Source organism: Clostridium swellfunianum (assembly GCF_023656515.1).
In the GTDB taxonomy this organism is placed as follows: Bacteria; Bacillota; Clostridia; order Clostridiales; family Clostridiaceae; genus Clostridium_AT; species Clostridium_AT swellfunianum.
Genome location: NZ_JAMOFV010000006.1, coordinates 3,447,859 through 3,474,364, shown reverse-complemented (window position 1 = coordinate 3,474,364; position 26,506 = coordinate 3,447,859). Strand labels below are relative to the sequence as shown.

The window sequence follows — 26,506 nt, the reverse complement described above, 5'->3', positions numbered from 1 at the left end:
TATCTCATAAGTAGTTATAGCTCACCCTAATAGGCCTTCCCTCCGAAAGCATATTAACACGCAAATTTAGGCAGGTCTCCTGACTTATGATTCCTCCTCATCTTCTTCCTTCCCCTAAAAATAGAGTGGATAACCAAAGACTCGTCATCAATTACAGTAGCGGGGGCTGTTGCGGACTCTAACCGCATTCCCTTTTCACCTTTTGTAAGGCACCTAAATTCAATATTAAATTTTCATTTTCTTACTCAAGTATAATTTCTTTCCTCATCATTGTCAACTGAATCCTTAGTTAAAAGCTGGATAATATTATTAAGCTTAGAAGCATTACCAGCTCATTATTTGCTCCTAAGCTGTCGCCAGTAATTCCGTTAATTTTAGAATTACAGAACAAATTAAAGAGAACAGTTATAATTACAGCTGCAATAAATAATGCTGCTGTTTCAAAAACAAGTCCTAGAGCTAATCCAATTGCAATTGCAAATAGAGCATTTACAACTGCTTCCTTTAAGGTAACATTGTTAATAAACAAATTTCCTGAGCCTTTTTCTTTAGCTGGTTTCCCAATATAGCTTAAAAGTATCATAGAAAATCTGCTTATGACAGGTATTATTAGCAAAGCTATAGGATCTTTCTTTGTTAATAGAAATAAATAGGCCTCATATTTAATTAAAAGATTTAATACTATACCAATACACCCAAAGGTACCTATTCTACTGTCTTTCATTATCTCTATTATTTTATCCTTGCCTTTAAAGGCAAAAAAACCATCGCAGGTATCCCCAAAGCCATCCATATGCAGTGCACCTGTAACCAATATTTCAAAGACTATTATTGCTATGACAGCAAAGGCTGTTGGCACTAATTTAGCTGTTCCTGTAAATAGAAGATATTGAAATATTCCAAGCAAAAGCCCTATTAGCCAAAAGAAGTTAGCACCATTTCTGAAATTCTCATTTTCACAAGGAAGAGCCTTGTTTACAGGAACTCTGGTTAAGAGCTGAAGCATAAGTAAGAAATCATATAAATATTTTTTCATAGCAATCTCCCTTGACTATTTAAGCTTTAGCGGCAGACCAGCTACTACTAGATAAGCCTCATCACTTAACCTGCCTAAAAGTTGATTTATTCTGCCTGATATGTCTGTGAAAATACGCCCAAGCTTGTACTCTGATACAAGTCCAAAGCCTACTTCATTTGATATTATTACAAGCTCCTTATCAAACTCCCTGCAGGCAGAAATTAATTCTTTAAATTGTTCACTTATGTTCTCTTCAAGGCTTTGAATTTCTTCTCTTGTTAAATTATCAAAATCCATATATTTATCAAAAATAATATTTGTTATCATGGTAGTTACGCACTCAAGCATAATAAACTTGCTTTGGGATTCTTTTATAACCTCTTTAAGGTTCTTATACCCTTCGAAGGTTTCCCAATTTTTATTTCTTCTCTCTTTATGAATGGCAACTCTCTCTCTCATCTCATCATCCGTAATGATTGAGGTAGCAATGTACAACACCTTGTCCTTTTCCTTTAAAAGCTCCTCGCCAAAGGTACTTTTTCCGCTTCTGCTTCCACCTGTTACTAATGTTATTTTGCTCAAATTATCACTCCTTTTCACTGGCAGGCAGCAAGTTAAAGATTACTTGCTGCTTTACCTGTTAATAAATCTGGTTGTATTATGGAATCAATATGCCAATTGTTATATTGAAATCTAGCTATTGATATACTACCATTTTTCGAAGTAAATTTCCAAAAGTTATTTAAATCTCCATCAAGAATGTAGCAATATATCAGTCTTATAACGCCTCCATGAGATACCACAAGGCAATCTTCATAGTTTTCTTTTTCTAGCATTTTCATGAAGGCTGCTGCTCTCTCATAGGCCTCTTTTACGCTTTCACCTTTGGGAATCTTATAGTCTATCCAATTTTCTTCCCATGCCTTACTTTCTACAGGATAGTTAATACAAATTTCTTTATAGGTCTTATTCTCAAAGATTCCAAAATCCCTTTCATTAAGTCTGGAATCACAAATGATTTCTTTATCTGTAAGTATTCTTGCGCTATCCAAAGCTCTTTTTCTTTCGCTTGAAAACACCTTGTCAAAGCACAAATTTTTAATTATATCTTTAGATTTTTCAATTTCAGCTTTACCTAGTTGAGACAGTTCGTCCTCAAAGGCGCCTAGATATCGCCCTTTCAAATTACTATCAGTTTGCCCGTGTCGTACTAAATATAAATTCATGATTTTAATCTCCTATTAAACAGAAATTTTATAATAACTAATAATCTTGCTACTTTGACATAGCTTCATAAAACTGCTTAGGGGTAATTCCATACTCATTTTTAAAGGTTCTAAAAAAATTGGAATAGTCTCCAAAGCCGCACTGCTTGTAAACATCTATAACAGGTATGTTGTGAAGTATAAGTTCCTTAGCCTTTATAAGCTTCTTTTGAACTATATATCTATGAATAGTAGTTCCAGTATGTTTTTTAAATTCCCTTGAAAGGTGAAACTTACTTAAATAAACCTGCTCTGCAAGCTCATCAACTGTAATATCCTCCTCAAGATGGTCGTTAATGTAATCTATAACCCCGTCTATTATATTACTTTTCTTTATATCCACCATAAGCTTTTCCTTGTTGTTAAAAGCAATATTGTTTATATACACCATAAGCTCAACAATATATGCCTTATAAATAAGCTCATGGCCTATTCCTTTATAGTTTTGAAGATTTATTATCTTATTTAGCAGCAGCCTTATATTTTGCTGGGTATCAAAATCTGCTCTAAGCACATTCTTTTTATCCTCACCTTCAAAGCATAGAGTTAAATCTGTTTCTTTGCTTGACAGTTCCTTTAAAAAATTTCTATTCATCCATAAAACAATTCTCTCATAAGTTGCATCCTTATTATTCACAATAGCTTGGTGAAGTTCTTTAGAGTTTATCAATATAATATCACCTGACTTTAAATAATAGGTTTTACCCTCGATTAAATATGTAACATCTCCGCTAATAAAAAGATAGCATTCATAAAAGTCGTGATGGTGCAGGCTTATTCGTGCTATGTCATTACTTGAATAATGAAAAATTTCATAATCGCTTGAAAGCATATACTGTCGAGATAAATACTTGTGAGTCTTGGTTTTCATTTAAGTCACCTTCTAAATTAATCTATAAATATATTATTTTACTTGAGCATTTTTTGCAAGTTTTAAAGCAATAATAACATATTAATAAAATAATTTTTTCGCTATAATAAAGACATTCCTAAGAATAAATATTTACTTTAACAGTAGTTCAAAGGGTGATATTTTGCTAGATAACGATTTTATGTTAAAAGGAGCAACTGCAAAGCTTCTTTATGAGTATATTGCAAAAAGTGCTCCAATTTTCCTTTGTCTCTTCCACCTATTTCCAAGGAAGTTTGTCACCAATTAAGTTTACTAAAACTTGTTTGCACTACTAATAACCCTGTTGACAATCTTGAATATCACAAGCTTTTATCTTCCAAAACTTATTCAAGTTTTTAGGTTCTGCCAACCTTTAGACCTGACGAAGCTTGTGGTATTCAAGTTAAGTCATATAATGACTATTAACCGCTTTAAAGTAAAGAATCGATTATTTAAACAAATATAAAAAATTATTTAAATTTGGAGGAATAGTAAAATGAAATTATCATTCAGATGGTACGGAAAAGACGATAAGGTTACTCTTAAATACATTAAACAAATACCAAGCATGTACAGCATTGTAACCGCTATTTACGATGTACCTGTAGGCGAGGTATGGGACATGGATAGAATACTTAAGCTTAAGGCTGAAGTTGAAGCTTCAGGACTAAAGTTTGACGTTATTGAAAGCGTTCCTGTACACGAAGACATAAAGCTTGGACTTCCAACAAGAGAAAAATATATTGAAAACTACAAGCAGAATATTAGAAATCTTTCAACGGCTGGAGTTAAAGTAATCTGCTACAACTTTATGCCTGTGTTTGACTGGACAAGAACACAGCTTGATAAGGAATTAGAGGATGGTTCAACTGCTCTTGTTTACTATGTGGACCAAGTTAAAAAGATGGATCCTCTAAGCGGAGAATTATCGCTGCCTGGATGGGATTCAAGCTACACTAAGGAAACTCTTAAGCAGGTATTTGACCAATATGCAAAGGTTGATAAAGAAGCTTTATGGAGCAATCTTGAATACTTCCTTAAGGAAATCATTCCAGTTGCAGAAGAGTGCGATGTTAAAATGGCAATTCACCCAGATGATCCACCATACGATATATTTGGTCTTCCAAGAATAATTACTAATGAAGAAAGCTTGGATAGATTCTTAAAGCTTGTTGACAGCAAATACAATGGACTTACACTATGTACTGGTTCACTTGGCTCTGGCAGCTTCAATGATGTAGTGAGAATGGTAGATAAATATGCAAGCCAAGGAAGAATACACTTTATGCATGTTAGAAACGTAAAGCTTCTTGAAGATGGAAGCTTTGAAGAAAGCGCTCACTATTCACCTTGCGGTTCCTTAGACATTGTTGAAATAATAAAGGCTCTTCACAAGAACAACTATGAAGGTTATTTAAGACCAGACCACGGAAGAATGATTTGGGGCGAAACTGGCAGACCTGGCTACGGCTTATATGACAGAGCCCTAGGAGCAATGTACATCACAGGAATATGGGAAACACTAGAAAAAACAAGCAAAGGAGAAAAATAAAATGAAAATCCCCTTTAATATAGACTTAACTAACAAGGTTGTTGTAGTTACTGGTGGAGCTGGAGTATTAGGCGGTTCCTGGGTTGATGCCCTTGCAGAATGCGGCGCAAAGGTAGCTATACTTGATTTAAAATTAGAAAACGCTGAAAGAAAAGCCTCTGAAGTTACAGCTAAAGGAAAAATTGCTTTAGGCGTTGAGGCAAATGTTCTTAATAAGGAAAGTCTAAAGAAGGCTCATGAAATAGTATTAGAAAAGCTTGGACCATGCGATATACTTATAAACGGTGCTGGTGGAAACAATCCTAAAGGAACAACAACTAAAGAATATTTGTATGCAGAGGATTTGGCTGAAGAAAACAAAGACCTTGTTACCTTCTTTGACCTTGACGAGCAAGGAATAAGATTTGTATTTGATCTTAATTTCCTTGGAACACTGCTTCCAACTCAGGAATTTTCAAAGGATATGATAGGAAGAAAAGGCTGCAGCATATTGAATGTTTCTTCAATGAATGCCTTTACTCCTCTTACAAAGATACCTGCTTATTCAGGAGCAAAGGCTGCTATTTCAAACTTTACTCAATGGCTTGCTGTTCACTTCTCAAAGGTAGGTATAAGAGTAAATGCTATAGCTCCAGGTTTCCTAGTTACAGCTCAAAATGAAGCGCTGTTAAAGAATCCAGATGGAAGTTTAACAGCACGCTCAAACAAAATTTTAAACAGCACTCCAATGGGCAGATTCGGAGAGCCAGAAGAGCTTATAGGGGCACTATTATTCCTAGCTTGCGAAGAGGCTTCAAGCTTTATAAATGGTGTGGTCCTTCCAATTGACGGTGGATTCTCAGCTTACTCAGGAGTTTAATAAATTGTATATAAAATAATATAGGTGCCGTTTCTCTTGCAGAACGAAAAGGTGAAATGTTAAAAAGTTAAATTGTTATATTTTTAAAAAGTTAACTTTTTATGCTGCAAGAGAAACGGCACCTATATTTATAATTTATTGGTCTTAAGGCTCAATCCTCGTTTCAACCTATAAGATATTCAATTGTTCATCTAAATACTTCAATACTTCTTCTTTACTTTCCGGCTTATCATGCCCCAATAAACAAGTATTAAAATCAATTTCTCTAATGAACTCTATATAGCTTTGCAATTTATTCTTGTCATACTTACCACCATAATTATAGTAATCTCCGCAATCTGCATCACCAACAAAAACAGCTCTCTCTTCAGGCACATAAATTATCACCGAATCTTCTGAATGAGGTGCATTTACTTCCATTACCTCGCAATGAATGCCCCCTAGGTCAAACTTTAACTTTCCATTAAATTCTATATCTGAAGTCACAACTTTTACATTTTGTCTATCTGGATATTCAAGCTTAATGCATTTGTCACAAAACTCTATATCCTTACCCGCTTTAAGTCTATCTTTCATATCCTCATCAGACCACTTCCATTCAGCAACCTCTTTTAATTTTTCATTTGTAAGCTTTCCTGAAACTGTTTTTCCTGACACAGCATGCATTCCAAAAGTATGATCCCAGTGCCAATGAGTAATAACAGTGTAATCCGGTAATCTTAAATTTGCATTCCTTAATTCTTCGTAAAATTTTTCAACGTGCTTACATGAATTTCCTGCATCTACTGCTAATGAATACTTATCCCCATTTATATATCCAAGCACAGGTCTATCAGTTTCTTCTTCACTAGGTAAATAATAAACTCTATTCGATAGCTTTTTAAGTTCCATAATTTCTCCCCCAAATATAAGTATATATCAAAAGTTATACCTATTTTCATTATACGAAAACTGTATATAACTGTAAATAAGGTTTCAAGAACGATATCTCTATAATTCTGGAATGTGGAACGGTTATAATTGACATTCGCTTTATAGTCTGATAATATTAATATACCGTCCAACCGGTATAGCTATGTTGTAATTTATATAATATAGCTATTATTTTAATAAGAACAAATAAGTTCAAAATAAGCTAAGTTTATTGTTGAACTTATTTATCCATAAGAAAGGTTGATATTATGAACAATCCTGTTAAAGAAAAGATTCTTGATGCAGCTAACAAGTTAATTACTGAGAAAGGCTTAAGCTCCTTTACCTTAGAGGAGGTAGCAAAGGAGGCTGGCATAAGCAAAGGGGGACTTCTATATCATTTTAGCAGCAAGGATGCCTTGATGAAAGGACTTATAGAAAGCGGAATAGCCTTATTTGAAACAAAAGTTTCAGAAAGGGAAAAGTCTTTATCTTCTAATGAACCTAACAATTGGTTTGTATCCTATATAGAAGAACAATTTAGCACAGCCAAAATTGATACTAATACTATGGCAGGAATTATAGCTGCCTTTGCACTAAATCAAGAGCTGCTAGAGCCTGTGCTTGAAAACCGTAAAGAGTGGCTTGAAAAAATCAGTAAATCAAAAGACCCTATCTTAGGTATTATAATAAGCCTTGCCTGCGACGGCATAGCCTTCTCAAATCTACTTGGAATTGATGTATACCCTGAGAAGACAAAAGCAGAACTTATGGAAAGACTAATCCACTTAACAAAGGAGTGTTATTAAAGTGCTTGACTTTATTTCCTATCCTATTGGTGCCTTTTTGAGAATAATTTATAATACCTTGGCATTTAAGAATTATGGATTGTCCATAATTTTGCTTACTGTCATTATTAAAACCTTAGTCCTCCCTTTAACTATCAAGCAATATCGTTCAACTGCAAAGATAAGTGAAATACAACCCCAGATACAGGAGATTCAAAAGAAGTATAAAAATGATCCTCAAAAGCTTAATGCAGAAACTGTGAAGCTATATCAGGAATACAAAATAAATCCTGCAAGCGGCTGTTTACCTCTTTTAATACAGATGCCAGTACTTTTTTCGTTGTATTATGTAATTTCGCAGCCCCTGAAGTACATGTTCAAAATCCCTAAGGATGTTATCAGTCAAATTTTTAGCATGATTCCTGCTGAAGCTGTAAAGTCATCAAATTTACATGACTTAAGCATAATCGACTATTTTTCACATAATCTAGACAAGCTATCAAGCGCCAATGGTCTGATTACACAGGACAACTTATTAAACATGAAATTCTTTGGAATTAACTTAGGTGCAATACCTTCACTAGATCCTAGCAGGCTCTTTGGCAGTTCTCCAGATATGCAGGCCTGGTATCTACTTATAATTCCGGTACTGGCTATAGTTACTACTTTTATTTCAACCAAATATTCAATGAATCAGACTCCACAGCAAAATACTAACCCAAGTCAAAATTCTATGATGAATAGCATGACTTTAATTTCACCTATTATGACTGGTTTTATCTCATTTACTGTTCCAGCTGGGCTAGGAATTTATTGGATTATTTCAAACGTTTTTCAATTAGGTCAGCAGCTTTTTATGAATAAATATATAATTAATAAAGCTAGCAGCTCAAAAAATAAACCTCTTAGTGAGCCATCATCCTAAAATAAGCTAAATGGAGGTATGAAGGATAAATGTCGTGGATTCTATTAACTATATACATTTTAAATTTTTTAACTATCATAGCTATTTTGTTTATCGAAAGAAAAAAGCCTGTTACGGCTTTTTCCTGGATTCTCCTTCTTACCTTCCTTCCTGTAGTTGGATTCATATTTTATCCTATACTGGGAAGAAATCTAAGGCCTAATGAAAAGAAATCCTTCAGACTAAAAATGGAGTTTGATAAGCTTTATAACAAGAGGCTCCACAAGGAACACCTAAGCTCAAAAAATACTATTCATAAGTATAATTTTGAGTATGAAGATCTTATAAAAATGAATGCTAATGCAGGCAACAGCATTTATTCACAAGATAATGAGGTTGCAGTCTTCACTAGAGGAAGGGATAAATTCACTTCTCTTTTTAAAGATATTGAGGAAGCAAAAGACTCTATTAATATGCTTTACTATATCATAAACAACGACAAGCTTGGGAGAGAAATAGTTAAGCTGCTCACAAGAAAAGCCAGAGAAGGTGTAGAAGTCCGAATTCTTTATGACCATATAGGCAGTATTTCCACCCCTCATAAGATGTTTACTGCTTTAATAAATGCTGGCGGAAATGTATATCGATTTTCACCTGTTGGACTCGGAACTTATACCCGTATCAATTATAGAAATCACCGAAAAATTGTTGTTATAGATGGTAAAATAGGATATACAGGCGGTATGAATATTGGTGATGAATATTTAGGCATGCATAAGCGCATAACTCCTTGGAGAGATACTCATTTAAGGATTACAGGCTCTGCAGTTTATGCTCTTCAGGAGAGATTTTTAATGGATTGGTCCTATGCCTCAAAAAATGTTAATGAGCAGGATAGTGATGAACTATGCAGGTTCTTCCCTGTAATTCAATCAAAGGGCAGCGTTGGAATGCAAGTGCTTTCAAGCGGTCCTGACATAAACGGAGAGCAGATTAAAAGAGCCTACATTAAGATGATTAACTCAGCCAAAGAAAGTATATTTATTCAAACTCCATATTTTATACCTGACGATTCTTTTCTAGAAGCTCTTAAAATAGCAGCTTTGTCAGGAGTGGATATAAAAGTGATGCTCCCTGGTATACCTGATAGAACTCTTGTATATAGGGCTACAACCTCCTATATTAAAGACCTTTTAGAGTGCGGTGCAAAAGTATCCCTTTATGCAGGTTTTCTGCACTCCAAGATGCTATTAGTTGATGGCAAGGTAGCTTCAATAGGTACAGCCAACATGGACGTGAGAAGTTTTTCCTCAAACTTTGAAATTAATACCTTTATTTACGATAAGCAACTTTCCTCTGAATGCAGTAAAATATTTGAAGAAGACCTTGGTCATAGTAAGCTACTAACAAAGGAGTCATACCATAAAAGAGGATTAAGAATCAAATTACAAGAAGGCTTATGTAGACTTTTATCACCTTTTCTATAAAAAATAAAAAGATAGAAAGTAGGAAAATAGGGACGGTTATCATTTAGTTGCTTTTCAGATAAAAAGAACAATAAAATGATAACCGTCCCTGTTTGTTTATTATATACTTCTAGCTATAGCATTTGCTTCAGCAACTGCATTTAAAGCTCTTCTTGCTCGTACTGCATCACCTGCAGCATAATATGGAATTCCTTTATCTTCACAATATTTGCCTATTTTTTCAAAGCTTCGTGATCTTGCTCCGATGGCTACAACAACTGAATCACATGGAAGTTCTTCTCTATTGCCTTCTCTTTCTATAACAACAGTATCTTCTTTTATTTCTATGCACTTTGCCTTTGTAAGTGTCTTTACTCCTGAGAAGTACAAGCTTTCCATAACACATATACTTCTGAGCTGACCTAAATCTTTAGCAACAGCATCAAGCATTTCTACTACTGTTATTTCATCGGCTTTTCCATGAAGATATTCAGCTACCTCAAGACCTACAAGACCGCCTCCTATAACCACTACCTTTCCGTGAACTTCTGCCTTGCCAGACAATACGTCATGGGAGTTTGTTACCTTTGGCAGATTTCCTCCTGGAATGTTCAAATTCATCGGGGCTGCACCTATGGCTATAACAACCTCATCAGGTTTAATTTCATCTATAAGTTCTATAGTTACAAGTGTGTTTAATCTAACCTCAACACCTTTTTCTATTGCCTGTTTTCCCATTGCTATTGCTGCTTCCTTCATTTCCTCTTTTCTAGGAGCAGCCCCAGCAAGTATAAACTGCCCACCAAGGAAAGCTGACGCCTCGCAAACTATTGGGTTATGTCCTCTTTCTTTTAAAACTATCGCTGCTTCAAGTCCTGCCAATCCCCCTCCAGCTATCAATATCTTTTTAGGGGTATCAGTTTTAACTATAGCAAATTCTGATTCTCTTCCTAGGGCTGGGTTTCTCATGCAAGTTATAAACGGCATCTCTGGAGATACGAAACCATCATAGCAGCCTTGGTTGCAGCCAACACATTTAACTATGCTTTCTACGGCTCCAGCCTTAGCCTTGTTGCAAAACTCTGCATCAGCAAGCTGTGCACGTCCCATAACTACCATGTCTGCCTTATCGCTTTCAAGTATTTCTTCTGCTTGAGCAGGATCATTTATTCTTCCAACAGCTACAGTAACCATTCCTGTTTCTTTTCTTATTCTTGCAGCATTATCCACATTAAAACCTCTTGGAAGATCGATTGGTGGAACCTCGTATTTTATAGCCGCACTTGAGAAGTTTCCTCTAGATACATCAAGGATGTCAACACCTGCAGCTTTTGCCAATTTACAAAATTCAATAATATCTTCTATGGTAAGCCCGCCTTCTAAATAATCGTCTTGAGCATCGACACGCATAAATAAAGGCATATCCTCAGGTATATTTTCACGAATAGCTTTTATGCACTCTATTGAAAATCTTGCTCTGTTTTCTAAAGTTCCACCATATTCGTCATTTCTTTTGTTAAAGAATGGACTTAAAAATGAGTGCGGTACATAATTATGAGCTGCATGAAATTCTACAGTGTCAAAACCAGCTTCAACTGCTCTTCTGGCTGCCTCACCAAAGGCTTTAATTGAAGCATTAATTGTTTCAAGGCTTGCACCCGGTATTGTATATTCTGTGCCTTTCACTGGCATATCACTAGGAACAATTATCATTGCTTCTGGATCGCTTCCAACTGCAAGCCCACCAAGCCATAGCTGAACTCCGGCCTTTCCACCTGCTTCGTGTATAGCAGCTGTCAGTTTTTTTAGCCCTGGAATAAACCTATCTTCAGCAATTGAAAGAAACTTTTTAGGGGACGCTGGAGCATACACTGAACATACCTCTGTAAAGTTTAACCCACAGCCACCTATAACTCTTGCTGCATGGTAATCTATAATCTGCTGCGTTACAAATTTATCTTCTGTTGGCATCTTTGTGCCCATAGCTGGAAACACTACTCTGTTTTTTAACTCTAAACCTCTAATTTTTATTGGACTGAACAATTTATTGAATACCATTTTTGATCCACTCCTTATTTTTCTTATATTGCTCTTGCTGCTTCATAACCTTCAGTAACCGCATGCTTTACTCTGCGCGGCGCAGAAGCATCTCCAATAACACTTATTTCTTTTATTTTTCCTTGAAGCTCTACAGCCAAATTTTCTGAAGCTTTGAATCCTAATGCAAGCACTACAGAATCACACTTAAGACTTTCTATAGTACCATCTGCTTTTTCTACTATTGCTTCATTAGCCTTTATTTCAACTAGTTTTGTGCCAGCCATAATATTTACACCATTTACAGCTACCATCGTATTTAATGCTAATAGGTTGTTAAAGGCCATTGGTTCTGCTAAGATGCGCTCTTTCATCTCAATTATAGTAACCTTCTTGCCCTTTGAAGCTAAATGAACTGCTGTCTCACAGCCAACAAAGCCTCCGCCTGCAACTATAATGTTCTCACCTAGTTGTACTCCCTTTGAAAGCACGTCAATTGCAGTATATACATTATTTCTATCAATACCTGGAAGCCTTGGTATAATAGGATTACTTCCTGTACCTATTATTACTGCATCAGGATTTTCCCTAAGTATTTCTTCTGCCGTAACTTTTTTATTCATCGTAACTTGAATACCTAATTTACTTAACTGAGTTTCATAATATTTAATTAATCTTCTCAAATCCCCTTTAAAGTCAGGAACAGATGCCGGCATCAAATTTCCTCCTAGTTTCGAAACCTTATCCCAAAGTGTAACCTTATGTCCTCTTTTTGCTGCTACTATGGCAGCTTCAAGTCCTCCAGGACCTGCTCCAACAACAAGTACGGATTTCTTTTCCTCTGCCTCAGTCAGCTTCTCTGCTTCTCTACCGCAGCTTGGGTTCACTCCGCATGCCACTGGTTCTCCTGAAAGAATGGAAAACATGCATTCATTGCATCCAATGCATGGAACAATATCTTCTTCTCTATTTTCTTTTACTTTATTAGCCCATTCAGGGTCTGCTAAGGAATAATGCCCTAAAGCTACAAAGTCAGCTGTTCCTTCTGAAATTATTCTTTCAGCCACCTCTGGATATCCTAATTTCCCATGGCCAATTACAGGCACCTTAACTTCTTTCTTAACAGCTTGTATATATTTCTCATGAAGGGCTGGTTCTTGATATATAGTAGGTATTGCATTTTGCCAACATGCATGGCAACCTATATCTACGTGAAGAGCAGAAACTCCTGCAGCTTCTAAAAGCTTTGCCACCTTAATTCCTTCTTCAAGATCTCTTCCTTCTGGTATAAGGTGAGCAGGAGAAAATTTATAGATAATTGGATAGTCTTCGCCACAGCTCTTTTTAACAGCCTCTATTACCTCAAGTGCTATCCTCATTCTATTTTCAAAGCTGCCTCCATACTCATCCTTTCGCGAGTTCCATAAAGCTGTTTGAAACTGATCAATTAAATATCCGCCATAGCCGTGTATTTCCACAGCGTCAACTCCAGCGCTTTTAGCCAATGCTGCAGCCCTTCCAAAAGCCTCTACTTGCGTGTGTATTTCTGCTACTGAAAAGCTTGGATTATTCTCACCAATATAGCCAATCTTTCCAGCGCCTAAAGAAAGTTGAATGCACAGCTTGCCACTAAAAGCATGTACACTATCAGCCAACTTCTTAACCCTATCTACTTTATCTTCCTTATCTAACAAGAAAAAACTATTAAGGCTTTGATATTCATCTGAAACCAATGCTGCCCCAGTTATTATAAGGCCTGTACCGCCTTCAGCCCTAGCAGCATAATAATCGATTGACTTTTGTGAAAACCCATGATCTGGATCAACATAATCGATACCCATAGGCGCCATAACAATTCTGTTTTTCAGCACTAAGTTTCCAATCCTTCCAGGTTCAAACATCTTCATAGATACTACACCAACCCTCATTATGTTATTTTTCTAACATTACTTTGCCTGTTAATAGGCAGTTAAAATAATTATTAATTGTTTACATAACTAAATTATGTAAATAATTAATAATTATATTATAGATTATTTAACAATCTAAATCAATATGTTTAAAACAATACGTTTGATTTTTTGATGAAAAAATACTTGAAGTTTATTGCTTCAAGTATTTCTATATTAATAACAGCTAAAATAGTTTTATGTTCGGAAAATACCATCAATTGTTAAAGTTTGACCAGTAATATAGTTGGCTTTCTCTGATGCTAAAAATACTGCTGCTGCTCCAACCTCTTCTGGCTTTCCTAATCTGCCTGCAAAAACGCTGCCTTTTATCCAAGTCTTAATTTCCACAGGAAGACTTGCAACCATATCTGTTTCTATAGGACCTGGACAGATTGCATTTACATTGATACCCACAGGAGCTAAATCTCTTGCAAGTGTTTTAGTTAATCCAATAAGAGCTGCCTTTGAAGAGGCATAAGCAGAACTTCCTGAAGCCCCTGTTGCAGCACTTGTAGAAGACATGAAAATCAGACTTCCTGCTTTTCTTTCTATCATATAAGGAACAACTAGCTTTGACATATAGAAAGGTCCATAAGCATTTACTTTCATAACTTTATCAAATTGTTCAAGAGTAGTATCTATTATGGAGCCATTAGCTTCAATTCCTGCATTATTAACAAGAGCATCAATGCGTCCAAATCTCTCAATTGCTGCTTCTACTAACTTTTTACATTCGTCATATTTTGAAACATCTGCCTGAAATACCAAGACTTCTGCTCCATGTGATGCGCAAGCCTCAGAGACTTCCTTTGCCTTTTGTACATTGCTATTGCAGTGAATGACTATATTATATCCTGCTTCAGCAAATTCTGTGGCGCAAGCAGCTCCAATACCTCTTGAAGAGCCTGTTATAAGGGCAACTTTCTTACTCATAAACTTTATCCATCCCTTCATTCTTCTTTAATTCATAACAAATTAATTATTTTACTTTAGTATTTTGAATTTATTTACTCATCAATCTGGTTAGATTTTTAACATAATTTCGTAATAATTATATAGATATTTTGCTATTCTGTTATTTACAGTACTGTTTCATAGATTTAATCTACATATTCATTGTATAATATTTAACAATTTAAATCAATATGTTTAAAACAACTTATTTGATTTTTCTAATAAAAAAAGAACCACTTAGTTTTAAGTAGTTCTTATTCAATCTTTAATGCTTTTATTATATTCTTTATATAGTCAATCCGCTTTTCTCTGCTTTCAATTATTCCATGGTCAAAATTTAAAATGTCACTATTCTCTATTGGATGAATAATTGAAGACATGAAAATCATGTACTTGTGTTCGCAGCTCATGCTGCTGTCCTTTGTCACGCTATATAATATGCTTTCAAACTTCTCATTCATTTCCTTACTTGCAGCCAATATCTTACTTGAAATTTCATCTGCCACTTCCTGCTTTGATGCATCTCTCAGTATTACTGTTACTCCAGGAAACCTAATTATGTATTCCATTATCTCATTAGAAGCTAAAAGAAGCTTCTCTTCATCACTAAATTCCTCATTGTCAAGTATAGATGTAATGCTAAGAGTATTTGTAATATAAAACTCCTTTACCTGTCTAAGCATTTCTTCCTTAGTTCTAAAGTAATAATTTATAGCACTTACATTTACATTAGCCTCTTTAGCTATTGCACGGACAGATATATTAATAGATCTGTTCTTACCTATTAGGTATAAGGCTCTATCTAAAATCTTCTCTTCAACGCTCTTTAATTCTCTCATTCTCTAAAACTCCCTTTGCATTGCGTTCTTGCTACATTATACACTATTTTTATTGTTAACAATATAGCTGATTACCTAAATAATGTGATTAGTTAGCATATCTAACATGTTAATAAACTTATATTTATTAATCAGCTGCTGTTATCTTACCTTTAAAATTTTATGATATAATATATAAAAATCAGTTTAATGGAGGAAATATGATGAAGTACGAAGTTATAATATTTGATGCAGATGATACTTTATTTGATTTTAAAAAGTCTGAAAAAGAAGCCTTTAAAAACGCTATGCTTGAATTTGATATAGAATATGATGAGAATCACCATTTAAAAATATACCAAGACATAAATTCTGCCATATGGAAAGAATTTGAGCTTGGGCTTATTACTCAGGAAGAATTAAAGGTTGAGCGTTTTAAAAGATTATCCCATAAACTAAGCACTAAATTTGATGAGAATGAATTTGCCAAATCATATATGAAGCACTTGGCAGATGCATCCTTCCTGTTTGATGAAAGCGCCAAACTTATAGAGGGCTTACATAAAGATTACACTCTTACAATTGTTACAAATGGCCTTACTGATGTGCAGAACAAGAGAATAAGAAAGTCAGTCATAGCAAACTATTTCAAGGGTGTAGTAATCTCAGAGGAAGTTCGAGCCGCAAAGCCATCCCGCGAGATTTTTGAACATGCCTTAAAGGATATTAAGTACACAGATAAGAGCAAGATACTAATGGTGGGTGACAGCCTCTCCTCCGACATACAAGGCGGCATAAATTTTGGCATTGATACCTGCTGGTACAATCCAAGGAAGCTTTTAAACAGCACTAACATAATACCTACCTATGAAATATCAAACTTAATGGAGCTTAAGGATATACTTGAGAAATAGATAAAAGCACCTTTTCAGGTGCTTTTATCTATTTAAGAATTTCTTCTATTTTATTTAACTCTTCTTCAGTGAACTTTAAATTATTCAAAGCAGCCACATTTTCCTCAATTTGAGAAACCTTACTAGCTCCTATAAGAGCAGAAGTTACTTTTCCACCTCTTAATACCCAAGCTAATGCCATCTGTGCCAAACTTTGTCCTCTTTCCTCTGCTAGCTCATTTAATCTCTTTATCTTATTAAGCTTTTCTTCTGTAAGGTCTCTTTCATTTAAGAAAACTGAAGGTCCTGCCGCTCTTGAATCCTTTGGTATACCGTTTAAGTACTTGCCTGTCAGCTGTCCTTGAGCCAGTGGCACAAAGGCTATTGAACCTATACCTTCCTCCTCAAGCACCTTTTGAAGTCCTCCCTCTATCCATCTGTCAAACATATTGTAGCTAGGCTGATGAATCACAAAAGGAGTTCCCAAGCTCTTTAAAATTTCAGCAGCTTCTTTGGTCTGCTCCGCATTGTAATTTGAAACGCCTACGTAAAGAGCCTTTCCTTTCCTTACTATTAAATCAAGAGTTCTCATAGTTTCTTCTAATGGTGTATTCGAATCTGGCCTATGATGGTAGAATATATCCACATAATCCAAATTCATTCTCTTTAAGCTCTGATCTAAGCTTGAAACCAAGTATTTTTTTGACCCCCAGTCTCCGTAAGGCCCCGGCCACATTCCATAACCAGCCTTTGTGGATATTATCATTTCATCCCTAAAGCCTTGGAAATCAAGCTTTAGTATTCTTCCGAAATTTTCTTCTGCTGATCCTGGAGGAGGTCCATAATTATTTGCTAAATCAAAATGAGTAATTCCTAAATCAAAAGCTTTTTTAACAAGCTCTCTTTGATTTTCAAAAACATTTATTCCTCCAAAGTTGTGCCATAACCCCAAAGATATTGCTGGAAGCTTTAAGCCGCTTCTTCCACATCGATTATATATCATATTGTCGTAGCGTTTTTCATTTGGTATGTAGGTCATATTAACCCCTCCTCTTATAAAAGATTATCAATAAAATATACTTACTATTATATATCTATTACTTCTTATATGAAATATTTTTATTTTAGTAGTTTCTAGGCATATAAATATTATGGTGCTATAATAGCTGAATGATTAACTATTTGAGGTCAAAATTACTGCTCATGCCCATTTTCTCTCGCAGAACGAAAAGTTAACTTTTTAAAAAGTTAAAAATATAAATTGTTAACTTTTCGTTCTGCGAGCCACCGAGCCCCTCCAGCATAAAAAATTTCTCCTATGAACACTATCTCTTTCTTCCACATATTATAATCATGAAATAATTTATTATCGGAGGCTTTCATGCTTATTCGTTTTCCTGAGGGGCAAGAACTTTATCGCGCTTCAAGATACAGCGTCACAGTAAACACAGCCGCTAAAAGAATGACTCTTTTTAAAGACGGCACTATATTTAAGATCTATCCTATAGCTATAGGCAAACCATCAACCCCTACTCCCAAAGGAAATTTCAAAATTATAAACAAAGCCTATCAGCCAGGCGGGCCTTTTGGTGCCAGATGGCTAGGGCTTAATGCTCCTAACGGCGATTATGGTATTCACGGCACTAATAATCCAAGTTCTATCGGCAAGGCTGTTTCTAATGGCTGCATAAGAACTTACAACAACAATATTATTGAGCTTTACAATTTAGTACCTGTAGGAACACCTGTAAAAATTATATAGTCATACCCTTAATTCATTTACAATAATGAAAGATGAGTTAAGAAATACTAAGCAAAACACCCTGCTTTTTTATAGTATATACACTTATAAGCAGGGTGGTTGCTTTTGTTATTGGCTTTTATAGCAGGATAATTGCTTCAATACAGGCATAAGTCTTTCTATGGCCTCTCTATATAACTTGTAAAGTTCTTCATATATACATATATTCTCAGCTCTTGGCTTAATCACTTTCTTTACTTTTACAATATCACTGCACTGTTTCAAATCGTCTATTTCTCTTGTTGCATACATACCGAGCATTACTGCACCTAGGCTTGAGCTTTCATAGGTCTCGGTTAGTATAACCTCTACTCCAAAAATATCACAAAGTATTTGCACCCACTCCTGTGAACGGGTAAAACCACCATTAGCATATACGCTATTCACAGGTCCTGACAAATCTTTTACTGCATCAAGTATTTCCTTCATATCGTAGCAAATACCTTCCATTAAAGCTCTTGCAAAGTGAATTCTGTTATGGTAGTCTGCAATTCCAAGATAAGCTCCTCTTAACTCCGCATCCCAGTAGGGTGCTCTTTCTCCAGATAAAAAAGGAAGAAAAAGAAGTCCTTCACTTCCTGCATTTATTTTAGCTATCTTATCATTTAATAAATCATGAATTTCTGCTCCAAGTTTTTCAGCTTCATTTTTTTCTGCCTGTGTAAATTCATCTCTATACCATCTGTAAACTACAGCTCCATTATTAATTGCTCCCCCAACTACATACCTATCAGGACTAAGATAGTAGCAAAAAAACCTTTCATTATCGTCAGTTACAGGCCTTTTGGAAACAATCCTCACAGCACCACTTGTTCCTATAGTAGCAGCAGCAATACCTAGCTCTACAGCATTTGAACCAAGACTGGCTAAGCATCCGTCACTTGCTCCAATTACAAATTTTGTTTCAGCTGTGAGCCCTGTTCTTGCGCAAATTTCCTCATCCAAATTTTGAAGTATGCAGGTTGTAGGCACAGCCTCAGGAAGCTTAGCTTCATCAAGCTCTAACATATCAAGCACTTCCTTATCCCATTTGAGATTAAAAATATTAAACATACCTGATGAGGAAGCCACAGAATAATCCACAATGTACCTTTTGAAAAATTTATATAGAATGTACTCTTTTATAGATATAAATTTATATGCTTTACTATATATTTCTGCTTCATTATCTTTAAGCCACATTAACTTATAGAGAGGCGACATTGGATGCGTTGGTGTTCCTGTTTTCAAATAAATCTCTCTGCCTTTCCCACTATCCTTAAACCTATGAGCATAGCTTGCACTCCTGTTGTCACTCCAGATTATACATTTCGTTAAAGGTTTGCAATTTTCACCCACTGCAATAATACTATGCATCATTGAACTGAAGGCAATAAAACTTATTTCCTCAGCACCTATGCCTGCTTTCATGATACTTTCCTCTAATGTTTCTACAACAGCTTTAAGAATTTCCTCCGGATCTTGTTCCCTGAAATCTGGCTGCGGGGAATAAATAGGATACTCTCTTGTTGACTTTGAAATTATATTCCCAGCTTTATCAAATGTTATAGTTTTTGTGCTAGTTGTACCTATATCAATTCCTATATAAAACAATCTATTACTCCTTTCAGATTCATACTTAAATTCATATATAATATTTGTTTCCGTTATTATCATTTGCATACGTCTGATAAATATTTAGAAAAAACAAAAACTTCCTCTCATAGCTGCCATTTTCTCTATACTTTTTAGCATGGGCATCTCCAAGAGAGCCGCGTTCAACTGGGTTTATTTCATCCATTCTTTCTCCCTTTGAGCTTTTATCATAAAATATAACTTTTTATATAAAAAAATAGCCACTGTCAAAACAGTGACTATGGTTTATATACTTATAATGCTTTTTCTTCTTCAGATAAAACTTCATTCATACTTCCAGTTCTGTAGCCTAATATATCTAAAGTTACATATTTAAAACCAATTCTTTTAAATTCTGCTCCTATCTTATCCATGGTTTCAAGATCAAAAAAGCTTACTCTTTCGTCTGGCTCAACCTCAATCCTTGCTATTTCATCATGGTGTCTAACTCTCAATTGCTTAAAGCCCATATCAATTAAGAATTGCTCCGCCCTATCTACCATGCTTAGCTTTTCAATAGTTATTTCTTTTCCATAAGGAAATCTTGAAGAAAGACAAGCAAAAGATGGCTTGTTCCAAGTAGGAATATTAAGCTGCTTTGAAAGCTCACGAATATCATTTTTGGTAAGCTCTGCAAGCTTCAAGGGGCTAATTACTCCCTGCTCCTTTGCAGCCTTCATACCTGGTCTGTAGTCTCCTATATCGTCAAAGTTAGAACCATCAAATACATGCTTTAAGCCATACTTAACAGCTTCCATTCTAACCTTTGAAAAGAGCTCTGTTTTACAAAAGTAACATCGATTTACTGGGTTTTTTGAAAAGCCCTCTATTTCAAGTTCCTCAGATACTATAGTTATATGCTTTGTTCCAAACTGTGCTATGTATTCCTTTGCTTCGTTATATTCTCTTTCCGGATAAGTTGAAGACCTTGCAGTAACCGCTATAACATCATCCCCTAGAACATCGTAAGCAACCTTCAACAAAAATGTACTGTCCACTCCACCTGAATAGGCTACAGCGCCACTGCCTGCTTCTTTTAATATTTGTTTTAGCTTTTCAAATTTTTGCTGCAGTTCCATAAGCATCCACCTTCATATTCTTATTGTACCTAAAGATTATCAATCTTTAAATTCATTACATTTTTTAGTTTTATTTTATCAAAAAATTATGAAGAACTTGTGAAGATGTTTTGTTTTACCTTTAATTCTTACTGCAATCTCCTTCGAGTACAGCTTTCAACTTTCTTAAGAAAAAGCCTGCTGCAACAGGTGCCAACCCAATAAACAGCAAATAGACTTTTAATATTGAAGTATCATTGAAAATCAGGAGCAGTATTACTAATATGGCTGCACTTATAATTCTTCCTGCATTAATTACTATATCCTTATTTATCATATATTCAATTCTTAAATCCTCATCATGAGCTCTATTAATAACATTAAAGGTTGAAGAAGAGAATTGAATTAAAAAAAACGGTAAAAAAAATGCATCTATCATAGTATAACCAAGCAGCGTGACATAAGAAACCTTGTACACGATACCCAATATAGCAGCAAAGGAGCCTAAAGTTCCGATTAGTATTGCAAGCCTTCTTTTTGGCGGTTTAATTATCTTCTGAACCAGAACATAAGCTGCTGAAGAAAGCAAAGCTGCTATTAGCGTCAATTTTCCTAAGGACATCTCACTTTTTGTTGTTTCAATTATTAATATATTTATAATGAAAACTATAGTAACATCTCTAATTCCCCAAAATATCGTAGTCTTTCTTATTATGCTCCATTCCTCACAATTTCTTCCTACAGCCATGTTCCAATTCAACTTGCTCCCGTAATTTTTACATTTCAATAAAAGACTAATAAAAATAAGTAAAATAAATAGTGCTAGAGTTATAGTAAATACTATATTGTAGCCTTTACTGCCGCTAAAGCTGCTTATTATATAAGCCGAAGTTATGGGAGCTGCCGCTGCAGCTATACCAGCACAACTTCCATTAAAACCGTTAAAAGTATCTCTGTTATTGGTTCCTGTAAAATCAAAAGCCAAGGTATTAAATGCTAACCAATAGCAGCCCGTGGCTAAACCATACACAGCGCCTAAAAGATAAATATACCAAATGCCTCGTGCGCCTGCAAACAGTATCATTCCAAAAAATATAGCATAAATCAAAAGTCCTAATCTTAAGGACCATATACCGTTTTTCTTTTTTGCCAGAGCTCCTGAGCTTATAAATGCTATGGGAGTTGTAATATAATGCATCAAATTATACAATACTATTATAATAAAACTATTAGTTTCCTTCCAAAAAAACACATTGATAAATATTCCTGATAATCCCATAGCAAAAGTAAACAATGCGCTTACTATGAGTAATATTTTAGCTTCTCTGCACATAATATCTCCTTATACTCCTAGTAATTTTTGAATGCTTTTATATTATGTGCAGAATACAGTTTACTATTAAGCCAATTTTTACATAAATTTTAATAAAGCCTTGTTGTAGGCGTTCTCCCTATTCCAACAGTTTGGTTTGTAAGTCTTATCCAAGTCCCACAATCTGCTCTCCCCGTTTGTGGGAGCCCCCATTGTCTTTGAAAATTTAGAACTGCTCTTCTTGTTCCATATCCAAATACGCCATCTATACTGCTGCTTGTAAAACCAAGGGTATTTAAAGCATCCTGAAGTATGCATACATAGACTCCTTTGCTGCCTACACTCAGAAGTGGATATCCTCCACTTGCACAAGCAGGTGCTCCAAACCGCTTGTCAACATGCACCCATCTAGGAGTTAGACTAGCTGGTTCCACATACGTCCATAAGCCAGAATTAACCGCATACCTTCTTAAAGCATACCTCTGTGCTGCAGAAAGTGTCTGTCCTAAGTCCATAGCAAGTCCTGCGTAGTGTTGAGATTGCCCGGAGTGGCCACCCTCCCAAATTCTTTTAAAAGCATATCCAACAAATATACTTCTTCCCCAGCCTCTTCTAAAGGTATTCCAGGCTTGCATCATCCTTCTATCTGTCCAAAGAAGATTGGATTTTGAGTAAGCCCTAAACTCTCCAACTGTCAAAGTTCTTCCTACCACATATGGCATCGGCTCTAAAAACCCTCTATAATAGGTCTCCATTCTACCAGTTACATGATTATAGACAAGTATCTTAGGCAAGATAAATCCTCCCATAATATCATAATAGCTATTTATCAATATATTCTTATGGGAGAATTGTGTGAATTTTATTTTATTATATTATCAGCTTTTTCTGAGGCATTTCTGAATTGAATTTCAGGCAGCCTTTCGGTCTCCTTAAGCTTTTCCATAGAATTTACTTTTTCTCTTATTCTAAGCCATTGATTTATGTCATCTTTTAAAATCTTTTGAAATTCATCAAAAAAATTATTAAGTTCTCTTTCTGAGATATATTCATCCTCTTGTCCTGCTGCATAAAATTCAATCTTTCTTTTTAACTCTCTAAGCCTGGCCAGTGTCACAGCATTCTTTATCCACAAAGAGCTAAAACCATAAAAAGCATCAACAGTGTTAATTATAGTAACCAAAGAACCTAATACTAAAGCTACATTCATAAGCATATGAGATGAGTCTATTGCATTATTCAAACCTAAAAACACTGTTATACAGGCACTAAAGCATATTGATGAAATTTTTACTATATTGGCTCTGTGTTTAGTCATAATATGCTTGCGTTCAAAATAGCATAGTGTACAGTTTAGTTCCTTTCTTAAGCCATCTAATTTCGCCTTGTAATCCATTTTATCATCTCCTTCTGGTACCTCTAATACAATATATGAATCTTCCTGTATCGAGGCTACTAGAGGATTGCTATATGTTAATTGCATAAAGTAATGTTTTAAAGAATACATTTAACTAGACTAACACTATTGACATAAAGCTTAATAGTCTTTATGAAATCTAATATAATTCTAGGAGGTTTATATGTTTGAAAGTATTCTGGCGCTTTTGTGCGCAGGCGGAATTTGTTCATTGGTTCCCTATAGTACCTGGTACAAAAAATATAAAATAAAAAAAGATTGGTATAAGATAATGGATGTGACTAAAACTAAAAACAGTATTGATGAAACCTTTGAAATCAAAGATGTTGATTTATATAAAAACGATAGTCTAGATATTATGGTTAAAATCCCTGTTGGACTAACCCCCGATAATTTAAAAAGCCTTGAGAAAACCTTGGAGTATAGCTTCGGCGGAGATATAGATATTTCCTGGGAAAAATACGACGGCTCAATACGCATAAAAGTAAATAAGGACCCAAAGGTTAAAAAGGAAAGTATTAAAAAGAGATGGTCAAAGATTCTTTCCACGAGAGAAGTTAGAGATAGATTCAAGCAGTACTTTGAAATATCAGATGTAACTTTAAACAACAATTCAAAATATATATTAACTGTTGTAAGTCCTATATCTCTTTCTGCTGAATCATTAGAATCGCTTAAAGCTGTAGTGGAGAAAAATTTAAATCACGAACTATTAGAAAGCTTTCATAATGAACGAAATGACATATTTATTACAATATCCCGCAAACAAAGTAAGGATAGCAATTAAAGCTATCCTTATTTTCAAAATATTACTTTGTAAATTCAGCACTAATGTTAAAGTAGGTTTTTAAACTTCTACCTGCTTCAATATATTGTAGGCCATTTCCAGTGTTAAGCGCCCCATTCTTCTCCATCCAAGGCTCAACACAAACAAAATCTTTTCCCTTTACAGACCAAATTACAATATATTTAAATTCCTTCCCGTATTCTAAGCAAATTTTTCTACTTAACTCCTTTAGTTCGAAGGAAATAATATTTTTATTGGCATCTATAAAAGCTGCAGATTCTACCATGTTCGTTAAATCAACACTGCCTGTATAATCTTTAATTTGCATATCATTATAATCCAAATATTTTTCCGCATCTGTACTATAACTTATGTTTTTGTTTAGTGTTTCAAAGTATGGATGAAATCCTGCTTGAATTGGCATAGCATTGCTTGAATTATTCTTATATTCCTGCTCTATTGTTAACTTGCCATCCTTTAATATGTATGTAAACACCAATTCAAAATCAAAAGGAAAAGCTTTTAAGGTATCCTCATTGCTTTTTAATCTAAGCTTTATAGCAGCTCTGTTATCAGCACAAGTTTCAATTACTTCCCATGAATTTATTCTGGCAACTCCATGGTTCTTCATAAAGTATGTCTTTCCATCAAGTTCATATTTACCTTCTTTTAGCTGACCGCTGATAGGAAACAAAATAGGAATTCCTCCTCTTATGTTTGCATCAGTATCATAGAAGGTTTCTTTGTCCAGATATAAAAGCTCCTTGCCATGGCACACAAAATTTGTGATAATTGCTCCTCTCTCTGGGCAAAGCTTTATAGAGGAGTTTGTACTTTCTTCTCGCAGTTCATACACAAAAAACTTATCTTCATATTTGTTTACACTGTACATCTAGTTATTCCTCACTTTCAAATTTCTTTTATTATTATAGCATTATTTTAAAAAACTATTAACCTACTATATAAATAATAATTTTAATCAATTGCGAAAAATTATCATTGACATTTCTTCTTATACATTATATACTTAGTACATAAAGAAAATTTAACCAAGTCATCCCCCAAGTTAAATTATTCCCTAATCCCAAACCAACACCCATATATCAATAGTTACAAACTTTAGGAGACAGCTGATTGATTCAGCTGTCTCTTATTTTTTAAACTCAAAATTAAAAAAGCACAGGCTAAGCTGAGCCCATGCTTTTTTAAAAGGAGTATTAAATTGTCAAGTTTTAGTCCCACGTTACTTAATATTTCCTGCGAATTAAATAATATACTATATATTTTTCAGAAAATATATTTTTTATATGCTATTGTTCAGATTTAATTTCTTTTTTACACTCTTCTTTTTTTCTCATAGTACCATCCCATTTGGATATTTTCTCTTTCATATTAGCTTTTATTTCTTCTGCTTTTTCCTTTGTCATTTTTCCCTTTTCAACTGCTTTATCTAAGGCTTCATTTTTATTTTTTATCATCATATCTTTAACTTGCTGTTCTGTATAGCCTTTTTTCTTTGCAAGTTCATAGAAATTAGTTCCTTCTTCTCTTGCCTCCTTCATTTCCTCCTTGGTTATACCTATTTCTTTTGCAGTTCTGTATAAACCATTATTATGTCTTTTCTTAAAAACTTTGTTCTTTAACTCAACCTTTGTTCCTTCCTTATCATTTTTTTCAGTTGAAGGCAGGCTTGTGGCATTTACGCTTATTCCTGCGCTCAAAATTAATGCTAGTGACAGTGCTGATATTTTCTTGAAGTTCATAATGTTGCCTCCTTAAATATGTATATTCCACTCACTTATTGTTTCCATAGCTTAAAATAAAATTATTAATTTTTTTAAAACAAAAACATCAAGCCTAATAAAGCCTGATGTTAAATAGAGTGTATACTATATTGTAATATCCAAAACAAATGAGATAAGTTTATTAAAGAATAAAAGATTAAACAACCATTAATTAAAGTATTTCCAATTTGAAGCTGTTTTTCTGAAGCTAGCTTTATTCTTCTATAAACTACGTATAATAATACAAGTGGAACACCAAATTTAATAAAGAAACTTACAATTTCGCTTTTAACTAAAGCTTTCATAAATATATTAGCTTCCATAAAAACCCCTGTATCAAGCAACAGCAAAGTAAGTATTATATCACTTATATTGAGCAGATAAATAACAATAAACTTTTTCTTTATTATTCCAAGCACTATG

The 26,506-nt window shown here is 34.6% G+C and carries 27 protein-coding genes and 1 riboswitch; of the genes, 8 read left to right on the top strand and 19 right to left on the bottom strand.

Annotation, left to right across the window (positions count from 1 at the left end; all coding sequences use genetic code 11):
* Positions 1-52: 52 nt before the first annotated feature.
* Positions 53-232, bottom strand: a riboswitch (cobalamin riboswitch).
* A 57-nt stretch (positions 233-289) separates the two neighbouring features.
* The 4 genes from cobS to NBE98_RS16360 are packed head-to-tail and all read right to left on the bottom strand — an operon-like array spanning position 290 to position 3,154.
* Entirely contained in the window at positions 290-1,036 is a 747-nt protein-coding gene (cobS, locus tag NBE98_RS16375; RefSeq protein WP_250816089.1) for an adenosylcobinamide-GDP ribazoletransferase, read from the bottom strand.
* Positions 1,037-1,051: 15 nt separating this feature from the next.
* Positions 1,052-1,600: a bifunctional adenosylcobinamide kinase/adenosylcobinamide-phosphate guanylyltransferase gene (gene cobU, locus NBE98_RS16370; protein ID WP_250816088.1), complete on the bottom strand. Its 549-nt coding sequence runs from the start codon at positions 1,598-1,600 to the stop codon at positions 1,052-1,054.
* A gap of 32 nt (positions 1,601-1,632) precedes the next feature.
* The gene (locus NBE98_RS16365; protein WP_250816087.1) at positions 1,633-2,244 is read right to left on the bottom strand and encodes a histidine phosphatase family protein; all 612 of its coding nucleotides are present in this window, start codon (positions 2,242-2,244) and stop codon (positions 1,633-1,635) included.
* Between the two features lie 49 nt (positions 2,245-2,293).
* The gene (locus NBE98_RS16360) at positions 2,294-3,154 is read right to left on the bottom strand and encodes an AraC family transcriptional regulator (protein WP_250816086.1); all 861 of its coding nucleotides are present in this window, start codon (positions 3,152-3,154) and stop codon (positions 2,294-2,296) included.
* A 517-nt stretch (positions 3,155-3,671) separates the two neighbouring features.
* On the opposite strand from NBE98_RS16360, the gene uxuA reads away from it, so the two are divergent.
* Together uxuA and NBE98_RS16350 are read left to right on the top strand one after the other, a co-directional pair.
* Entirely contained in the window at positions 3,672-4,727 is a 1,056-nt protein-coding gene (gene uxuA, locus NBE98_RS16355) for a mannonate dehydratase (RefSeq protein ID WP_250816085.1), read from the top strand.
* A gap of 1 nt (position 4,728) precedes the next feature.
* Complete coding sequence (locus NBE98_RS16350) at positions 4,729-5,586, top strand: SDR family oxidoreductase (protein WP_250816084.1); 858 nt, start codon at positions 4,729-4,731, stop codon at positions 5,584-5,586.
* A gap of 168 nt (positions 5,587-5,754) precedes the next feature.
* Here the strand turns inward: NBE98_RS16350 and NBE98_RS16345 are convergent, their stop codons facing one another.
* Positions 5,755-6,477, bottom strand: a complete 723-nt coding sequence (locus NBE98_RS16345) for an MBL fold metallo-hydrolase (protein ID WP_250816083.1) — start codon at positions 6,475-6,477, stop codon at positions 5,755-5,757.
* Between the two features lie 290 nt (positions 6,478-6,767).
* Between NBE98_RS16345 and NBE98_RS16340 the strand changes: the two genes are divergently transcribed.
* From NBE98_RS16340 to cls, 3 genes are read left to right on the top strand one after another with little or no spacing between them, the layout of a single operon-like run.
* A complete protein-coding gene (locus NBE98_RS16340; protein ID WP_250816082.1) occupies positions 6,768-7,307 on the top strand; it encodes a TetR/AcrR family transcriptional regulator in 540 nt (179 codons plus the stop codon).
* Between the two features lies 1 nt (position 7,308).
* Positions 7,309-8,211 (top strand): YidC/Oxa1 family membrane protein insertase, encoded by a 903-nt coding sequence (locus NBE98_RS16335; RefSeq protein ID WP_250816081.1) that lies wholly within the window; start codon positions 7,309-7,311, stop codon positions 8,209-8,211.
* A gap of 29 nt (positions 8,212-8,240) precedes the next feature.
* A complete protein-coding gene (gene cls / locus NBE98_RS16330) occupies positions 8,241-9,677 on the top strand; it encodes a cardiolipin synthase (protein WP_250816080.1) in 1,437 nt (478 codons plus the stop codon).
* Positions 9,678-9,776: 99 nt separating this feature from the next.
* On the opposite strand, the gene baiCD is transcribed toward cls, so the two are convergent.
* The 4 genes from baiCD to NBE98_RS16310 form a co-directional block, all read right to left on the bottom strand.
* The gene (gene baiCD, locus NBE98_RS16325; RefSeq protein ID WP_250816079.1) at positions 9,777-11,714 is read right to left on the bottom strand and encodes a bile acid Fe-S flavoenzyme BaiCD; all 1,938 of its coding nucleotides are present in this window, start codon (positions 11,712-11,714) and stop codon (positions 9,777-9,779) included.
* 23 nt (positions 11,715-11,737) lie between these two features.
* Positions 11,738-13,600 (bottom strand): NAD(P)/FAD-dependent oxidoreductase, encoded by a 1,863-nt coding sequence (locus tag NBE98_RS16320; RefSeq protein ID WP_250816078.1) that lies wholly within the window; start codon positions 13,598-13,600, stop codon positions 11,738-11,740.
* Positions 13,601-13,840: 240 nt separating this feature from the next.
* Positions 13,841-14,578 carry an SDR family NAD(P)-dependent oxidoreductase gene (locus NBE98_RS16315; protein ID WP_250816077.1) on the bottom strand — a complete coding sequence of 246 codons (738 nt, stop codon included), beginning with the start codon at positions 14,576-14,578 and terminating at the stop codon, positions 13,841-13,843.
* Between the two features lie 275 nt (positions 14,579-14,853).
* A complete protein-coding gene (locus tag NBE98_RS16310) occupies positions 14,854-15,438 on the bottom strand; it encodes a TetR/AcrR family transcriptional regulator (protein WP_250816076.1) in 585 nt (194 codons plus the stop codon).
* A gap of 203 nt (positions 15,439-15,641) precedes the next feature.
* Here NBE98_RS16310 and NBE98_RS16305 point away from each other — a divergent pair, with 203 nt between their 5' ends.
* Entirely contained in the window at positions 15,642-16,331 is a 690-nt protein-coding gene (locus tag NBE98_RS16305; RefSeq protein WP_250817606.1) for a YjjG family noncanonical pyrimidine nucleotidase, read from the top strand.
* A gap of 28 nt (positions 16,332-16,359) precedes the next feature.
* On the opposite strand, the gene mgrA is transcribed toward NBE98_RS16305, so the two are convergent.
* Positions 16,360-17,349, bottom strand: a complete 990-nt coding sequence (gene mgrA, locus NBE98_RS16300) for an L-glyceraldehyde 3-phosphate reductase (protein WP_250816075.1) — start codon at positions 17,347-17,349, stop codon at positions 16,360-16,362.
* Positions 17,350-17,691: 342 nt separating this feature from the next.
* Here mgrA and NBE98_RS16295 point away from each other — a divergent pair, with 342 nt between their 5' ends.
* Positions 17,692-18,072 (top strand): L,D-transpeptidase, encoded by a 381-nt coding sequence (locus NBE98_RS16295; protein ID WP_250816074.1) that lies wholly within the window; start codon positions 17,692-17,694, stop codon positions 18,070-18,072.
* 108 nt (positions 18,073-18,180) lie between these two features.
* Here NBE98_RS16295 and NBE98_RS16290 read toward each other — a convergent pair whose 3' ends face one another.
* The 6 genes from NBE98_RS16290 to NBE98_RS16265 all read right to left on the bottom strand — a co-directional run bounded on the left by NBE98_RS16290 (position 18,181) and on the right by NBE98_RS16265 (position 23,491).
* Complete coding sequence (locus NBE98_RS16290) at positions 18,181-19,704, bottom strand: gluconokinase (protein ID WP_250816073.1); 1,524 nt, start codon at positions 19,702-19,704, stop codon at positions 18,181-18,183.
* Between the two features lie 31 nt (positions 19,705-19,735).
* Positions 19,736-19,891 carry a hypothetical protein gene (locus NBE98_RS16285; protein ID WP_250816072.1) on the bottom strand — a complete coding sequence of 52 codons (156 nt, stop codon included), beginning with the start codon at positions 19,889-19,891 and terminating at the stop codon, positions 19,736-19,738.
* A gap of 88 nt (positions 19,892-19,979) precedes the next feature.
* Positions 19,980-20,804, bottom strand: a complete 825-nt coding sequence (larE, locus tag NBE98_RS16280; RefSeq protein ID WP_250816071.1) for an ATP-dependent sacrificial sulfur transferase LarE — start codon at positions 20,802-20,804, stop codon at positions 19,980-19,982.
* 121 nt (positions 20,805-20,925) lie between these two features.
* Positions 20,926-22,116, bottom strand: a complete 1,191-nt coding sequence (locus NBE98_RS16275; RefSeq protein WP_250816070.1) for an MFS transporter — start codon at positions 22,114-22,116, stop codon at positions 20,926-20,928.
* Between the two features lie 89 nt (positions 22,117-22,205).
* Positions 22,206-22,889 (bottom strand): peptidoglycan-binding domain-containing protein, encoded by a 684-nt coding sequence (locus NBE98_RS16270; protein WP_250816069.1) that lies wholly within the window; start codon positions 22,887-22,889, stop codon positions 22,206-22,208.
* A 68-nt stretch (positions 22,890-22,957) separates the two neighbouring features.
* The gene (locus NBE98_RS16265) at positions 22,958-23,491 is read right to left on the bottom strand and encodes an SLATT domain-containing protein (protein ID WP_250816068.1); all 534 of its coding nucleotides are present in this window, start codon (positions 23,489-23,491) and stop codon (positions 22,958-22,960) included.
* Positions 23,492-23,675: 184 nt separating this feature from the next.
* On the opposite strand from NBE98_RS16265, the gene NBE98_RS16260 reads away from it, so the two are divergent.
* The gene (locus NBE98_RS16260) at positions 23,676-24,299 is read left to right on the top strand and encodes a hypothetical protein (RefSeq protein ID WP_250816067.1); all 624 of its coding nucleotides are present in this window, start codon (positions 23,676-23,678) and stop codon (positions 24,297-24,299) included.
* Between the two features lie 22 nt (positions 24,300-24,321).
* Here NBE98_RS16260 and NBE98_RS16255 read toward each other — a convergent pair whose 3' ends face one another.
* The 3 genes from NBE98_RS16255 to NBE98_RS16245 form a co-directional block, all read right to left on the bottom strand.
* Positions 24,322-25,191 carry an aldose epimerase family protein gene (locus NBE98_RS16255; RefSeq protein ID WP_250816066.1) on the bottom strand — a complete coding sequence of 290 codons (870 nt, stop codon included), beginning with the start codon at positions 25,189-25,191 and terminating at the stop codon, positions 24,322-24,324.
* Between the two features lie 418 nt (positions 25,192-25,609).
* The gene (locus NBE98_RS16250) at positions 25,610-26,062 is read right to left on the bottom strand and encodes a hypothetical protein (RefSeq protein WP_250816065.1); all 453 of its coding nucleotides are present in this window, start codon (positions 26,060-26,062) and stop codon (positions 25,610-25,612) included.
* A gap of 110 nt (positions 26,063-26,172) precedes the next feature.
* Positions 26,173-26,502, bottom strand: a complete 330-nt coding sequence (locus tag NBE98_RS16245; RefSeq protein ID WP_250816064.1) for a DUF5658 family protein — start codon at positions 26,500-26,502, stop codon at positions 26,173-26,175.
* Between the last annotated feature and the right edge of the window lie 4 nt (positions 26,503-26,506).

Coding starts and splice junctions, on each gene's coding strand:
- cobS (WP_250816089.1), bottom strand. CDS start 1,036: ATGAAAAAATATTTATATGATTTCTTACTTATGCTTCAGCTCTTAACC.
- NBE98_RS16365 (WP_250816087.1), bottom strand. CDS start 2,244: ATGAATTTATATTTAGTACGACACGGGCAAACTGATAGTAATTTGAAA.
- NBE98_RS16360 (WP_250816086.1), bottom strand. CDS start 3,154: ATGAAAACCAAGACTCACAAGTATTTATCTCGACAGTATATGCTTTCA.
- uxuA (WP_250816085.1), top strand. CDS start 3,672: ATGAAATTATCATTCAGATGGTACGGAAAAGACGATAAGGTTACTCTT.
- NBE98_RS16350 (WP_250816084.1), top strand. CDS start 4,729: ATGAAAATCCCCTTTAATATAGACTTAACTAACAAGGTTGTTGTAGTT.
- NBE98_RS16345 (WP_250816083.1), bottom strand. CDS start 6,477: ATGGAACTTAAAAAGCTATCGAATAGAGTTTATTATTTACCTAGTGAA.
- NBE98_RS16340 (WP_250816082.1), top strand. CDS start 6,768: ATGAACAATCCTGTTAAAGAAAAGATTCTTGATGCAGCTAACAAGTTA.
- cls (WP_250816080.1), top strand. CDS start 8,241: ATGTCGTGGATTCTATTAACTATATACATTTTAAATTTTTTAACTATC.
- baiCD (WP_250816079.1), bottom strand. CDS start 11,714: ATGGTATTCAATAAATTGTTCAGTCCAATAAAAATTAGAGGTTTAGAG.
- NBE98_RS16320 (WP_250816078.1), bottom strand. CDS start 13,600: ATGAAGATGTTTGAACCTGGAAGGATTGGAAACTTAGTGCTGAAAAAC.
- NBE98_RS16315 (WP_250816077.1), bottom strand. CDS start 14,578: ATGAGTAAGAAAGTTGCCCTTATAACAGGCTCTTCAAGAGGTATTGGA.
- NBE98_RS16310 (WP_250816076.1), bottom strand. CDS start 15,438: ATGAGAGAATTAAAGAGCGTTGAAGAGAAGATTTTAGATAGAGCCTTA.
- NBE98_RS16305 (WP_250817606.1), top strand. CDS start 15,642: ATGAAGTACGAAGTTATAATATTTGATGCAGATGATACTTTATTTGAT.
- mgrA (WP_250816075.1), bottom strand. CDS start 17,349: ATGACCTACATACCAAATGAAAAACGCTACGACAATATGATATATAAT.
- NBE98_RS16295 (WP_250816074.1), top strand. CDS start 17,692: ATGCTTATTCGTTTTCCTGAGGGGCAAGAACTTTATCGCGCTTCAAGA.
- NBE98_RS16285 (WP_250816072.1), bottom strand. CDS start 19,891: ATGGATGAAATAAACCCAGTTGAACGCGGCTCTCTTGGAGATGCCCAT.
- larE (WP_250816071.1), bottom strand. CDS start 20,804: ATGGAACTGCAGCAAAAATTTGAAAAGCTAAAACAAATATTAAAAGAA.
- NBE98_RS16275 (WP_250816070.1), bottom strand. CDS start 22,116: ATGTGCAGAGAAGCTAAAATATTACTCATAGTAAGCGCATTGTTTACT.
- NBE98_RS16265 (WP_250816068.1), bottom strand. CDS start 23,491: ATGGATTACAAGGCGAAATTAGATGGCTTAAGAAAGGAACTAAACTGT.
- NBE98_RS16260 (WP_250816067.1), top strand. CDS start 23,676: ATGTTTGAAAGTATTCTGGCGCTTTTGTGCGCAGGCGGAATTTGTTCA.
- NBE98_RS16255 (WP_250816066.1), bottom strand. CDS start 25,191: ATGTACAGTGTAAACAAATATGAAGATAAGTTTTTTGTGTATGAACTG.
- NBE98_RS16250 (WP_250816065.1), bottom strand. CDS start 26,062: ATGAACTTCAAGAAAATATCAGCACTGTCACTAGCATTAATTTTGAGC.